The 12,336-nt window shown below is 69.7% G+C and carries 12 protein-coding genes; 1 reads left to right on the top strand and 11 read right to left on the bottom strand.

The window, feature by feature from the left end; translation table 11 throughout:
* Window position 1: 1 nt before the first annotated feature.
* From def to AB0E90_RS24400, 4 genes are all read right to left on the bottom strand, one after another.
* Window positions 2-559 carry a peptide deformylase gene (gene def / locus AB0E90_RS24415; protein ID WP_360409808.1) on the bottom strand — a complete coding sequence of 186 codons (558 nt, stop codon included), beginning with the start codon at window positions 557-559 and terminating at the stop codon, window positions 2-4.
* Between the two features lie 66 nt (window positions 560-625).
* A complete protein-coding gene (locus AB0E90_RS24410; RefSeq protein ID WP_360409805.1) occupies window positions 626-1,834 on the bottom strand; it encodes a cytochrome P450 in 1,209 nt (402 codons plus the stop codon).
* Between the two features lie 50 nt (window positions 1,835-1,884).
* Window positions 1,885-4,143, bottom strand: coding sequence for a primosomal protein N' (locus AB0E90_RS24405; RefSeq protein WP_360409802.1), 2,259 nt, complete (start codon window positions 4,141-4,143; stop codon window positions 1,885-1,887).
* 43 nt (window positions 4,144-4,186) lie between these two features.
* A complete protein-coding gene (locus AB0E90_RS24400; protein WP_360409799.1) occupies window positions 4,187-4,780 on the bottom strand; it encodes a TetR/AcrR family transcriptional regulator in 594 nt (197 codons plus the stop codon).
* Between the two features lie 96 nt (window positions 4,781-4,876).
* Here AB0E90_RS24400 and AB0E90_RS24395 point away from each other — a divergent pair, with 96 nt between their 5' ends.
* Window positions 4,877-5,650: a class I SAM-dependent methyltransferase gene (locus AB0E90_RS24395; protein WP_360409796.1), complete on the top strand. Its 774-nt coding sequence runs from the start codon at window positions 4,877-4,879 to the stop codon at window positions 5,648-5,650.
* 50 nt (window positions 5,651-5,700) lie between these two features.
* Here the strand turns inward: AB0E90_RS24395 and metK are convergent, their stop codons facing one another.
* The 7 genes from metK to AB0E90_RS24360 all read right to left on the bottom strand — a co-directional run bounded on the left by metK (window position 5,701) and on the right by AB0E90_RS24360 (window position 12,088).
* A complete protein-coding gene (gene metK / locus AB0E90_RS24390) occupies window positions 5,701-6,891 on the bottom strand; it encodes a methionine adenosyltransferase (RefSeq protein WP_360409793.1) in 1,191 nt (396 codons plus the stop codon).
* Window positions 6,892-6,996: 105 nt separating this feature from the next.
* Window positions 6,997-8,184: a bifunctional phosphopantothenoylcysteine decarboxylase/phosphopantothenate--cysteine ligase CoaBC gene (coaBC, locus tag AB0E90_RS24385; protein WP_360409790.1), complete on the bottom strand. Its 1,188-nt coding sequence runs from the start codon at window positions 8,182-8,184 to the stop codon at window positions 6,997-6,999.
* 86 nt (window positions 8,185-8,270) lie between these two features.
* Window positions 8,271-8,534 carry a DNA-directed RNA polymerase subunit omega gene (rpoZ, locus tag AB0E90_RS24380; RefSeq protein ID WP_015623990.1) on the bottom strand — a complete coding sequence of 88 codons (264 nt, stop codon included), beginning with the start codon at window positions 8,532-8,534 and terminating at the stop codon, window positions 8,271-8,273.
* 13 nt (window positions 8,535-8,547) lie between these two features.
* On the bottom strand, window positions 8,548-9,147 hold the full coding sequence (gene gmk / locus AB0E90_RS24375) for a guanylate kinase (RefSeq protein WP_360409787.1): 600 nt from the start codon (window positions 9,145-9,147) through the stop codon (window positions 8,548-8,550).
* A 33-nt stretch (window positions 9,148-9,180) separates the two neighbouring features.
* The gene (mihF, locus tag AB0E90_RS24370; protein WP_203797403.1) at window positions 9,181-9,498 is read right to left on the bottom strand and encodes an integration host factor, actinobacterial type; all 318 of its coding nucleotides are present in this window, start codon (window positions 9,496-9,498) and stop codon (window positions 9,181-9,183) included.
* Between the two features lie 185 nt (window positions 9,499-9,683).
* Window positions 9,684-10,514, bottom strand: a complete 831-nt coding sequence (gene pyrF / locus AB0E90_RS24365; RefSeq protein WP_360409784.1) for an orotidine-5'-phosphate decarboxylase — start codon at window positions 10,512-10,514, stop codon at window positions 9,684-9,686.
* 299 nt (window positions 10,515-10,813) lie between these two features.
* Window positions 10,814-12,088, bottom strand: coding sequence for an adenosylmethionine--8-amino-7-oxononanoate transaminase (locus AB0E90_RS24360; RefSeq protein WP_360409781.1), 1,275 nt, complete (start codon window positions 12,086-12,088; stop codon window positions 10,814-10,816).
* Between the last annotated feature and the right edge of the window lie 248 nt (window positions 12,089-12,336).

Here is a 12,336-nt window from a genome sequence, read left to right as displayed (position 1 = left end):
GTCACCGCCCCAGGCCGAAGATGCCGCGACTGTGCGGGCTCTCCTTGATCGTCGGGGCCGCCCCCGCGTCGTACCACTCGGCTGCTCTGATTTGCTTCATCGCCTCTTTGCGGCCGGTCGAATCGAGCCGGTCCAGGAAGAGAACGCCGTCGAGGTGATCGGTCTCGTGCTGCACACACCGAGCCATCAGACCGGTGCCGACCAACTGGATCGGATCGCCATGCTCGTTGAAGCCGTTGGCCACGACGTTTTGCCGGCGCTTGGTGTCGATGTAGATGCCCGGGATGGAGAGGCAACCCTCGGGCCCGTCCTGCTCCTCCTCGTCGGGGAAGCTCAGCGCCGGGTTGATGATGTGCCCCACGACGTCGTCGACGTCGAACGTGAAGACCCGCAGCCCGACACCGAGCTGAGGCGCGGCCAAGCCGGCGCCACCCTCGTCCTGCATGGTCTCGACCAGATCCCGGACGAGATAACGCAGTTCCTTGTCGAAATCGACGACGGGATCGGCCGGCGTCCGCAGCACCGGATCACCGAAGAGACGGATGGGCTGAACGGTCACGCGGCGGTACTCCTGACAATCATTGCGGGGCGGGCAGCCTCCTATCCTACGGAGTCGCCGACCGGATCATCTCGCCAGCGTGACCGGGAGCTCGCGCCAGCCGCGCAGGTTCATCCGGGCGCGACGCACCGGCCGGGCCGCAAGGGCGAGATCGGGAAAACGCCGCAGCAGCGCCGACAGCGCCACCTGCGCTTCCATCCGGGCCAGCGGCGCACCGAGGCAGTAATGCACACCGGCGCCGAACGACAGCGGCGATGGCCCCGCCCGGGTCGGATCGAACACGTCCGGCCGGTCGAATCGGCCCGGGTCCCGGTTGGCGGCGCCGAGCAGCAGCACGACCTCGGCCCCGGCCGGCACGGCAACCCCCGCAACCTGCGCCTCCCGGGCGGCCCGCCGGGTGGTGAGCTGCACCGGCGCATCAATTCGCAAGATCTCTTCGACGTACGCCGTGGCCAGCTCCTGATCCTCGCGCAGCTTTTCCGCGTACGTCGGATGGTCGTGCAGCAGAACCACGCCGTTGCCGATCAGGTTGGTGGTCGTCTCGAACCCGGCTACCAGCAGCAACGCGAGATTGGCCAGCAACTCGTCGGCGGTGAGCCGCTCCCCGTCCGCATCGTGCGCGGCAGCCAGCGCGGTGACCAGGTCATCGGCCGGTTCCGCCCGGCGCAGCTCGACCAGGTGCGCGAAGTAGTCGATGAGCTCGTCAGCGGCCGCGTCGGCCTTGACCCGATCCTCCTCGGTCCAGTGCAGCTCGAGCACCCCGGTCAACGCCTCGGCCAGCCGCCGGAACCGCCCACGATCAGCCTCCGGAACCCCCAGCAACGCGGTGATCACCCAAATCGGCAGCGGATAGGCCAGGCGACCCACAAGATCCACCCCGCTGCCGTACGCCGTGAGCCCACCCAGCAACTCGTCGACCTGCCCGGCGATGGTCTCCCGCAGAGCCGCCACCCGCCGCGCGGTGAAAACACCCGCCGCGAGCCGGCGCTGTCGCGTGTGGTGCGGCGCGTTGGACCGCAGCATCGAATCGGCGAAGAGCGCGATCGCCCGATATTCCCGCCACCCCGGCCACGCCGAGTCGAGCTGCTCCTTGTCGAACGTCTCCATCGCCGAGTCACGCAGCGCCCGATCAACGGCGTCATAGCCGGAAACAAGAAAGAGCGACTCCGAGACCTGCAGCACCGGCCCGTGCGCGTGCAACGCCGCATAGGCGGCATCCGGCTCCCGGTCAGTGGGCGGCGCAAGCAGAATCCCAGCGGCTTCACCAGCATCCATCCCCCGATCATCCACGCCAGACGCAATCCCCGCCGCCCCGCATTCATCGGTCAGAAGATCGTTGCCGGATCGATCTCGATGCGAACCGGGAGGGCGGATTTCTTGGCGCTGCGGACCGCTGCGGCCTCGTGCAGGGCGGCCGCCATCGCCGCGGCCTGCGAACGGTTCGTGCGCACGAGCATGCGTTCCTGCTCGTCGTCGGCCGGGACCGGGCCGAGCACCTCGGCCGAGTCGGGCAGCTTCGCGGCGCCGAGCAGCTCGGCGACGGCTGCGGGCAGGCCGGTGAGGCTGGCCATCCGCGCGGCCGGCGGGAAGCCCAGCTCGCGCCGCTCCGCCAGTTCCCGGGTCGCGAACCAGGCCGGGTCCCACCGGATCAGCGCCTGCACCGTGGCCAGCGACCCGTCGGCCACCACGACCACCTTGCCGCCCTGCTTGGCCGGCCGGGCCAGCGCCGACGCGTTGAACCACCGCCGCATGGTCTCCTCGGCCGCCCGCAGATCGGAACGGGTCAGCAGCGCCCACGTATCCAGCAGCAGCACCGCGCCGTAACCGCCCTCGGCCCCCGGCTCGGCCCCCGGCGTGGCGACCACCAGGGACGGCCCGGCCGGCACCGTGCCGAGAATCTCGTCCCGCCCCGAGGTCCGCACCGGAACCTCGGGAAACGCACGCCCCAACTCCTCGGCGGTCCGCTTGGCGCCGGTCACCGACGCCCGCAGCCGGCGCCCGTGGCAGGCCGGGCACGAATAGTCGGCAGCCGCCCGCCCGCACCAGCGGCAGGTCGGCACGTCCCGGGCGCCCGCCAGCGACAGCGGCCCCGAACAGTGCGGGCACCGCGCCGGCGTCCGGCACTCCGCGCACGCGACGGAGGGCAGATAGCCCCGCCGCGGAACCTGAACCAGCACCGGCGTCTCCGCCTGCAGCGCCTGCCGAGCGGCCTGCCAGGCCAGGCTGGGCAGCCGCGCGGTGGCCGCGCCCGGGTCCCGCGCCAGCTGCGGATCGTCACCGGTGGGTGCGATGGCCGGCACCCGGTTGCGCAGCACGTCCCGCGAGGCCGCGATCTCCTTGGCCCACCCGGTCTCCAGCAGCAGCTGCGCCTCGCCGGTGCGGGCATACCCCGCCACCATGGCCGCGCAGTCAGCCAGCCGGGCCCGCGTCAGCAGCACCTCCCGGGCGTGCGGATAGGGCGCTCGCGGCTCGGCGTGCAGATCGTCGCCGTCATCCCAGATGACGACAAGCCCCAGCTTGGCGACCGGCGCCCACATGGCCGCCCGTGTTCCGGCGACAACCGGCACCCGATGCCGGCTGGCCGCCAGGAACCGCCGATATCGCTCAGCCGGCCCGAGCGCCGCATTGAGCGCCACATGCAGCCCGTCCCCGAGGACCGCCCCCAGCGCCCGATCGACCCGCTCGAGGTCACGCGCATCCGCCACCACGATGACCGCCCCGAGCCCAGCCCGGACAGTCGCCGCCGCAGCCTCCGCAATCCGCGTGGCCCAGTCCTCCCCCGGCAGCGCCCCCCAAACAGCCCGAACCCCCCGCCCATCTTCGAGCGCCCGCAAAAAAGCCGGCCCCGCCGTGTAGGAATCCCACCCCCCAGCGGCAGGCAGCCCTTTCCCCGCTGGCAGAACCGCCGCCAACCCCACGCCCGCGCCCGAGTCGCCCGAGTCCGCAGCTGCCTCCGAACCAGCGCCCGAACCCACAGCCTGCGCAGCCTCAGCCCTCGCAGCGTCCGGCTCCGCAGCTCCCGCAACACCCGGCTCCGCAGCTCCCGCAACACCCGGCTCCGCAGCTCCCGCAACACCCGGCTCCGCAGCTCCCGCAACACCCGGCTCCGCAGCTCCTGGGCCTGGCGACTCGACGGTCGGGGCCGCGCTGCCCGCCGGATCCTCCATGTCGGATAAATCCGGCTTGGGGTCGGGGGTGGTCTGCGCCTCGACGCGGGCGTGGCGGGGCGGGACCGCCAGCCGGAGGACGTCGTAGAGGTTTCCGGCGTAGCGGTCGGCGACCGCTCGCGCCAGCCGCGCCACCTCCGGGTCGAGCACCCGCTCCGGCGAGACCACCTTGTCGAGGTAGGCCAGCTTGCCGGCGTGCGGCGACGACTCGATCCGCTCGAGCAGGAAGCCGGTCACCAACTGCCCCGCGAACCGGACCTTGACCCGCACCCCCGCCTGCGCCGCCTCGTCGTCGGCCGCGGCCACCAGGTAGTCGAACGGCCGGTCGAGGTGGGCGAGGGGCACGTCGACGCACACCCGGGCGACCGGCAACCGCTCGGCCGGGACTCGTTCGCTGTGTGCGCTCTTGCTGGTCATCGGGGAACATTCTGCCGAAGGGGTGTGACAGGAATCGGCGGGCTCAACCGCGCACGGCGCCCGACAGCGCGGCTGCCACCATCCGTTCCACCGCCGCCGGTGACGGCGTCGCGTCGCTGCGGTCGGCGAACAGCAGATGCCCGGAGCCGATCACCATCGGGGCCAGCGTCTCCACGTCGGCGCCGGGCGCCAGCCGGCCATGTTCCTTCTCGGCCGCCAGGTAGGCCGCCACCATCTCGCCGGCCTCGGACAGCAGCGGAATCCCCGGTCGTCCGCGCGCCGACCGGAGCCGCGCGCGCAGATCGTCGCGGAAGGTGATCAGGCTGACCATCGCGACGGCCACCGGGTTGAAGATCTGCTGCAGCGCCGTCGCCAGGTTGGCCACCAGCGAGCCCTGACCGGCCCACTCCAGCAGCGACTCGGCCTGCCGCTCGACCCGGCCGATCCGGTTGAGCACCAACTCCGTCAGGAAGTCGTCGAAATCCGTGAAATGCCGGTGCAGCACGCCCTTGGCCACCCCGGCCTCGGCGGTCACCGCCCGGCTGGTCAGCAGGTACGGCCCGTCGCGCAGCAACACCCGCTCGGCGGCGGCGAACAACTGCTCACGGACGTCTCGAAGCGCCACACCGGTTGGCACGAAGTCTCTCCCGAACGACGAAGGGGTAGCGAGTGGGCGCTCGCCCACTTAAGGTGGGCGCGTGCCCACTATACGGCCGCAAGGAGCGTGAGCCCGATGACCGAGTCACATCAGCAGCGGCAGGCCGCCGAGTCGTTCGGCGCGGAGGCCGAGCGCTACGACCGCGCCCGCCCGAGTTATCCCCCGGAGCTGATCCACCGGATCGCCGCGAATAATCCCGGCCCACGGGTGCTCGACGTCGGCTGCGGCACCGGCATAGCGGCCCGCCAGTTCCAGGCCGAGAAGCGCGAGGTGCTCGGCCTCGACGTCGACCCACGGATGGCCGAGCAGGCCCGCAGCCAGGGCCTCGAGGTCGAGGTGTCGAAGTTCGAGGACTGGGACGCCCAGGGCCGCCACTTCGACACGATCGTGGCGGCGCAGGCGTGGCACTGGGTCGACCCGATCGCCGGCGCGACAAAGGCCGCCGAACTCCTCAACCCGACCGGCCGCATCGCCCTGATCTGGAATGTCTTCGAGCCCGAACCCGCGACAAGGAAAGCGTTCGCCACGACCTACGAGTCTGTTTTGTCAGGCTTTCCCAACGTATGGGCGGGCGATCGCCCGATCCTCGAGACGTACGACCTGATGTTCGCCGCAGCCGAGGGCGGCCTGGAGCAATCCGGATGTTTCACCCGGGCGGAGCGCTGGCGCGTCGACTGGGAGCGCGCCTACACGAAGAAGGACTGGCTGGACCAGCTGCCCACCTTCGGCGGGATGAGCCGCCTCCCGAAGGAAAAAATGGATGAACTGCTCGCGGCAACCGAACGCGCCATCGCCGACAGCTTCGTCATGCGCTACGCCACCGTGGCGGTCACAGCGACGAAGCCATGAACGAAACGGCGCCCCCGAGAAACTCGGGGGCGCCGGTCGAAGAACCAGACTCAGGCGGCGGCGTTCTTCAGGTCCTGCGCCCGGTCGGTGCTCTCCCACAGCAGGTCGGGCAGCTCCCGGCCGAAGTGGCCGTACGCCGCGGTCTGCTGGTAGATCGGGCGGAGCAGGTCGAGGTCGCGGATGATCGCGGCGGGACGCAGGTCGAACACGTCGTTGATCGCCTTCTCGATCCGCTCCACCGGCACATTTTCGGTGCCGAAGGTCTCGACGAACAGCGAGACCGGGTGCGCCTTGCCGATCGCGTAGGCGACCTGGGCCTCACACCGCTCGGCCAGGCCGGCGGCCACGACGTTCTTGGCAACCCAGCGCATCGCGTACGCCGCGGAGCGGTCCACCTTGGACGGGTCCTTGCCGGAGAACGCACCGCCACCGTGGCGGGCGTAGCCGCCGTAGGTGTCGACGATGATCTTGCGGCCGGTGAGGCCGGCGTCACCCATCGGGCCACCGATCTCGAAGCGGCCGGTCGGGTTGACCAGCAGCCGGTAGCCCTCGGTGTCGATGCCCAGGCCCTCGAGCTCGGGCGCGATCACGTGCTCGCGGATGTCGGGGGTGAGCAGCGACTCGAGCGAGATGTCGGCCGCGTGCTGCGACGAGACCACCACGGTGTCGAGACGGACCGGCTTGAGACCGTCGTACTCGATCGTGACCTGGGTCTTTCCGTCGGGACGCAGGTACGGGATCGTGCCGTCCTTGCGGGCTGCGGAGAGCCGGCGGGCCAGGCGGTGCGCGAGGGCGATCGGCAGCGGCATCAGCTCGGGGGTCTCCGAGCAGGCGAAGCCGAACATCATGCCCTGGTCGCCGGCGCCCTGCGAGTCGAGGATGTGCTCGGAGTCGCCGGCACGCAGCTCGAGCGCGCTGTCCACGCCCTGGGCGATGTCGGGCGACTGAGCACCGATGGACACGCTCACGCCGCAGGACGCGCCGTCGAAGCCCTTCTTGGACGAGTCGTAGCCGATGCGCAGGATCGTCTCGCGGACGATGCTCGGGATATCGGCATACGCCTGGGTGGTGACCTCACCCGCCACGTGCACCTGGCCGGTGGTGATGAGCGTCTCGACCGCCACCCGGCTGCGCGGGTCCTGCGCCAGCAGAGCGTCGAGAATGCCATCGCTGATCTGGTCAGCGATCTTGTCCGGGTGGCCTTCCGTGACCGACTCGGAGGTGAACAGGCGGCGTGCCACGGTGCTCCTCAGCTTGTCGAATTTCAACGTATCGCGAGAGTGTAGTCATCACGCACCGCGAAGGACGCATGGGTGCTATGCCGTCTCACCGGCATCGACCTGGCGTTACAGAAGCGTGATGGCGTGGTCGAAAATCCTATCGGCCACATCTTCTTTCCGGAGTTCACCGAGGGCCGTCGTGCTGCCGTCGGCCCCAAGCAGCGTGACCTCATTGTGGTCGGAGCCGAAGACGCGGTCCACACCCACCTCGTTGACGACGATCACGTCGGCACGTTTCTTGACCAATTTAACCCGCGCATGCTCGAGCGCGTCGTTGGTCTCGGCAGCGAAGGCAACCAACACCTGACCAGGACGTTTGTTGGCGCCCAGCTCGGCGGCGATGTCCGGGTTCGTCACCAGAACGATAGGTTCCGGTACACCGCCCTCGGTCTTTTTGATCTTCTGGTGCGCCATCGCGGCCGGCCGGAAATCGGCGGGCGCGGCCGCCATGACCACAATGTCCGCATCGACGGCGGCCTTGACCGTCGCCGTGCGCAGCTCCTCGGTGGTGCCGACGCGGACGATCTCGGCCCCGGCCGGATCGGCCAGCGCGACGTTCGCAGTGACGAGCGTTACTCGCGCGCCGCGGGCCACGGCCACCTTGGCGATGGCATAACCCTGCTTGCCGGATGACCGATTTCCGATAAAACGCACGGGATCTATGGGTTCACGCGTCCCACCAGCCGTCACCAGCACATGCCGGCCCGAAAGGTCAAAATTCGGACCCCGCTTGAGTACGCCGAGAGCCCGCTCGAAGATCGCCGACGGGTCCGGCAGCCGCCCCTTGCCGGTGTCAGCCCCGGTGAGGCGACCGACGGCCGGTTCGATCACGATTGCGCCACGCTCGCGGAGAAGGGCCACGTTCGCGCGAGTCGCGGGGTTCTCCCACATCTCGGTGTGCATGGCCGGCGCGTACACAATCGGGCATGTTGCCGTTAAAAGCGTGTTGGTCAGCAGATCGTCGGCGATGCCGTGCGCGGCCTTGGCCAGCATGTCGGCGGTGGCCGGCGCGACGACGACGAGCTCCGCCTGCCGCCCGATCCGCACGTGTGGCACCTCGTGCGCGTCGTCCCACACCTGCGTGGCCACCGGCTTGCCGGAGAGCGCGGCCCAGGTCGGCGCCCCGACGAACTGCAGCGCCGAGGCGGTCGGGACCACCCGCACGCTGTGCCCCGACTCGGTGAACAGACGGAGCAACTCACAGGCCTTGTAGGCAGCGATCCCGCCGCAGACGCCAAGCACGACTTCGGTCATGACAGCAATGATCCCGCGTCCGAGGACCGGACGCGGGACCAGATGCCAGAGCTGTGGATAACTCAGAGCTGTGGATAACCGGGGGCTTACGGGTTGTCCGTGGCCTCGGCGGTCAGCAGACCAGCGTTGATCTCACGCATGGCGATGGAGAGCGGCTTCTCCTGCGGGGTGGTCTCGACCAGGGGCCCGACATACTCCAGCAGGCCCTCACCGAGCTGGCTGTAGTACGCGTTCACCTGGCGGGCGCGCTTGGCCGCGAAGATCACCAGCGAGTACTTCGACGAGGTCTTGTCGAGCAGCTCGTCGATCGGCGGGTTGGTGATGCCTTCGGGGTTCGCGATGGTTCCCACTGTTGGAAGATCCTTAATGCTCGGGAGCTTGCGCAGGTGTCAAAAATGACGAACCGAGCAATCCTACCAGCTCGTCCGCTGCCCGCTCGACGAAGTCGTTGACGACCGTACGGTCGAATTCCTTCTCGTGCGACAGCTCCTCGTCGGCGTGAGCCAGCCGGCGACGAATCGTTTCCTCGTCCTCGGTGCCCCGGCCGACCAGCCGGCGCTTGAGTTCTTCGACACTCGGCGGCGCCAGGAACACCAGCTGCGCCTCCGGCATGACGGCACGCACCTGGCGCGCGCCATGCAGGTCGATCTTGAGCAGGACCGGACGGCCCTGGCTCAGCCAGCCCTCGACCTGGGCCCGCGGGGTTCCGTAAAGGTTCCCGGCGAACTCGGCCCACTCCAAGAGCTGACCGCCGTCGATCAGTCGTTGAAACTCCGAGCGGTTCACAAAGTGGTAATGCTCGCCGTCGGTCTCGTAGTCGCGCATCTTCCGGGTCGTCACCGACACAGAGAGCTTGATCCAAGGCGAGCGCGCCCGGATCAGCTCGATCACGCTGTCCTTGCCGACCCCAGAAGGGCCGGACAGGACGGTGAGGCGGGCTGCCGGGCGCGCGTCGTCATCCATGCTCACAAGGCTCATTCAACACGAGCCCATGAGTCAGTTCGCAGCGAACTCCCCCAGGAGGGCCTTGCGCTGCTGGTCGCCGAGACCGCGCAGCCGGCGGCTGTCAGCGATCTTGAGCTTCTCCATGATCTGCGTCGCGCGGATCTTGCCGATGCCCGGCAGCGCCTGAAGCACGGCCGAGACCTTCAGCTTGCCGACGACCTCGTCCCCCTCGGCGCGGTCAAGAACCGCGGCCAGGGTGGTCTTGCCGGACTTGAGCTGTTCCTTCAGCTCAGCCCGGGCCTTGCGAACTTCCGCGGCCTTCTCCAGCGCTGCAGCGCGCTGCTCGGGGCTCAGTGACGGGAGCGGCACCAGTTCTCCTCAGGTCCCTATCGCGGCGGTAGATCAATACCGGCGCTTCTGTGAAACGTGGTGTGCCAGGGAACCAAAGGGGCATGTGGTTCCCGGCGCCGGGAAAACTAGCGGTCAACGACGGTTTCGGCAACGTGGGGGTACCCCCGCTCCGGTTGTCCAGGGGCCTGATAAGCAGGCGCGTTTCACCCGAGAGCGGCCCTGCAGTCATCCACGGCGCGCTCTGCCGCGGCCCGAAGTTCGGACACGGAAGGTCCCGCGTTGAGAACTTCGCGTGAGTACGACGGCAGCACGTTGCGCAGGCTTTCGCCGAAGACCGCGCGCAGGTCGGAGGGGGTCGCGCCCTGCGCTCCGAGGCCCGGAGCGAGCAGTGGACCGTTCACTTCGGACAGGTCATGACCGGTCCGTCCAATCGTCGCTCCGACCACGAGCCCGAGGTTGCCGAGCGGCTGGGCACCCTTGTTGAGCTGGGAAATCTCATCGATCACGGTCTGCGCGACGGTCCGGCCGTCGTTCGCGACAGCATGCTGGACGCTCGCTCCCTCCGGGTTGGACGTCAGCGCGAGAACGAAGACGCCGGCCCCGTTCGCGGCCGCGAGGTCGAATGCCGGCTGCAACGAGCCGACCCCGAGATAGGGACTGAGAGTAATCGCGTCAACACTCAAAGAACTTGACGGATCAAGATAAGCGGAGGCGTACGCGGCCATCGTCGAACCGATGTCGCCGCGCTTCACGTCGAGCAGGACGAGGGCTCCGGCCTCCTGTAACTGTCGGATAGTTGACTCAAGAATGCCGATGCCACGTGACCCAAATCTCTCAAAAAACGCGGACTGCGGCTTCATCACAGCCACCCGATCGGCCAGGGCGTCGACCACCGTACGGGCGAAGCGTTCCAGGCCGGCGACGTCATCGGTAAGGCCCCAGCGGGTCAGCAGAGCGGGGTGCGGATCGATGCCGACACAGAGCGGTCCCCGCTTCCCCATGGCGTCCGTGAGCCGTTTCCCGAAGGTCTCCATCGCGGCGTTCCCTCTTCCGTGTCAGTCGTCGCGATCGCGACGGTTCAGTCGGCCCGCCGCTACCGCGACGGTGTCGTCGTTCCGCCGCCTCCGCGACGGCATGCCGGGCCCACCCCACCGAGGTCCCAGCGTCACTCCGCCGGGTTTCGGCGTCAGCCCGCCGGGTTTCGGCGTCAGCCCGCCCGGTTTCGGCGCCAGCCCGCCCGGTTTCGGCGCCAGCCCGCCCGGTTTCGGCGCCAGCCCGCCCGGTTTCGGCGCCAGCCCGCCCGGTTTCGGCGCCAGCCCGCCCGGTTTCGGCGTCAGCCCGCTGCCGCCGCGGCGGCGATGCCCGCGGCGATGCGGGCCACGTCGTCCTCGTCCGCCACATACGGCGGCATCGTGTAGATCAGGTCCCGGAACGGCCGCAGCCAGACCCCGGCGTCGACAGCCGCGGCGGTCGCCTTGGCCATGTCCACCGGATGATCGAGCTGCACCACTCCGATCGCGCCCAGGACCCGCACGTCGGCCACGCCAGGCGCCCCGCGAAGCGGCTCCAGATCACGCCGTAGACCGTTTTCGATCAGCCGTACGCGGGACCGCCAGTCTCCGCCGCGAAGCAGCCCCAGGGAGGCGTTGGCGACCGCGCAGGCGAGCGGGTTGCCCATGAAGGTCGGCCCGTGCGCGAGCCCACCACCCGCACCGGCCGAGATGGCCGCGGCGACTTCCGAGGTGCACAGGGTCGCCGCAAGAGTGAGATAACCACCCGTCAGGGCCTTGCCCACGCACATGATGTCGGGGCTGACGCCGGCGTGATCGGCCGCGAAAAACTCCCCGCTCCGCCCGAACCCGGTGGCGATCTCGTCGAAGATCAGAAATATTCCGTACGCCGCGGTCGCCTCCCGCAGCACCCGCAGGTACTCCGGATGGTGGAACCGCATCCCCCCGGCCCCCTGCACCACCGGCTCGACGATCACCGCCGCCACCTCGTGCGCATGCTGCTCGATCAGCGCGGTGAGCGCGGCGGCGTAACCCTCGTCGAACTCGGCCGGCGGCACGTCCGCGAAGACCTGCACCGGCAGCACCCCGGTCCAGAGCGAGTGCATCCCGCCCTCCGGATCGCACACGGTCATCGGGTGGAACGTGTCCCCGTGGTAGCCGCCGCGCCAGGTGAGCAGCCGGCGCCGGCCCGGATGCCCGAGCGCGAGCTGCGCCTGAAGCGCCATCTTGATCGCGACTTCGACCCCCACGGAGCCCGAGTCACACAGAAAGACGTGCTCCAGGCCGTCGGGCGAGAGCTCGACCAGCGTGGTGGCCAGGTCGATAGCCGGCTCGTGGGTGAGCCCGCCGAACATGACGTGACTCATCCGGCCGGCCTGATCGGCGAGGGCCGCATCGAGCACCGGATGCCGGTACCCATGAATGGCTGCCCACCACGACGACATCCCGTCGACGAGTTCCCGCCCGTCGGCGAGCCGGAGCCGAACGCCTTGGGCGCTCTCCACGAGATAGGGATCGCTCCGACCCGGCATCGGCCCGTAGGGATGCCACACATGCGCCCGATCAAGCGCAAGAAGCTCCCGCGCACCCTCACTCACGCCCACACCTCACAGCCACATCTCCCCACGCGCGCACTCCCACACCGCCACGCCCCGCGCCACCGCCACGCCCCGCGCCACCGCCACGCCCCGCGCCACCGCCACGCCCCGCGCACCGCCACGCCCCGCGCACCGCCACGCGCACCGCCGCGCCCCGCGCACCGCCGCGCCCCGCGCACCGCCGCGCCCCGCGCACCGCCGGGTACCGCGCCCGCCGCGCCGCGCGCACTCGCGCACCCGATCCGCGA

It is taken from the genome of Actinoplanes sp. NPDC026619 (assembly GCF_040638295.1).
In the GTDB taxonomy this organism is placed as follows: domain Bacteria; phylum Actinomycetota; class Actinomycetes; order Mycobacteriales; family Micromonosporaceae; genus Actinoplanes.
Note: the sequence above shows the minus strand (reverse complement) of the source record. Positions and strands in the feature narration are given on the sequence as shown.

Bases quoted from the DNA above. Each gene is read 5' to 3' on its own strand.
- AB0E90_RS24410 (WP_360409805.1), bottom strand. From the start codon at position 1,834: ATGGATGCTGGTGAAGCCGCTGGGATTCTGCTTGCGCCGCCCACTGAC.
- gmk (WP_360409787.1), bottom strand. From the start codon at position 9,147: ATGGATGACGACGCGCGCCCGGCAGCCCGCCTCACCGTCCTGTCCGGC.
- coaBC (WP_360409790.1), bottom strand. From the start codon at position 8,184: ATGACCGAAGTCGTGCTTGGCGTCTGCGGCGGGATCGCTGCCTACAAG.
- AB0E90_RS24405 (WP_360409802.1), bottom strand. From the start codon at position 4,143: ATGACCAGCAAGAGCGCACACAGCGAACGAGTCCCGGCCGAGCGGTTG.
- pyrF (WP_360409784.1), bottom strand. From the start codon at position 10,514: ATGGAGACCTTCGGGAAACGGCTCACGGACGCCATGGGGAAGCGGGGA.
- AB0E90_RS24395 (WP_360409796.1), top strand. From the start codon at position 4,877: ATGACCGAGTCACATCAGCAGCGGCAGGCCGCCGAGTCGTTCGGCGCG.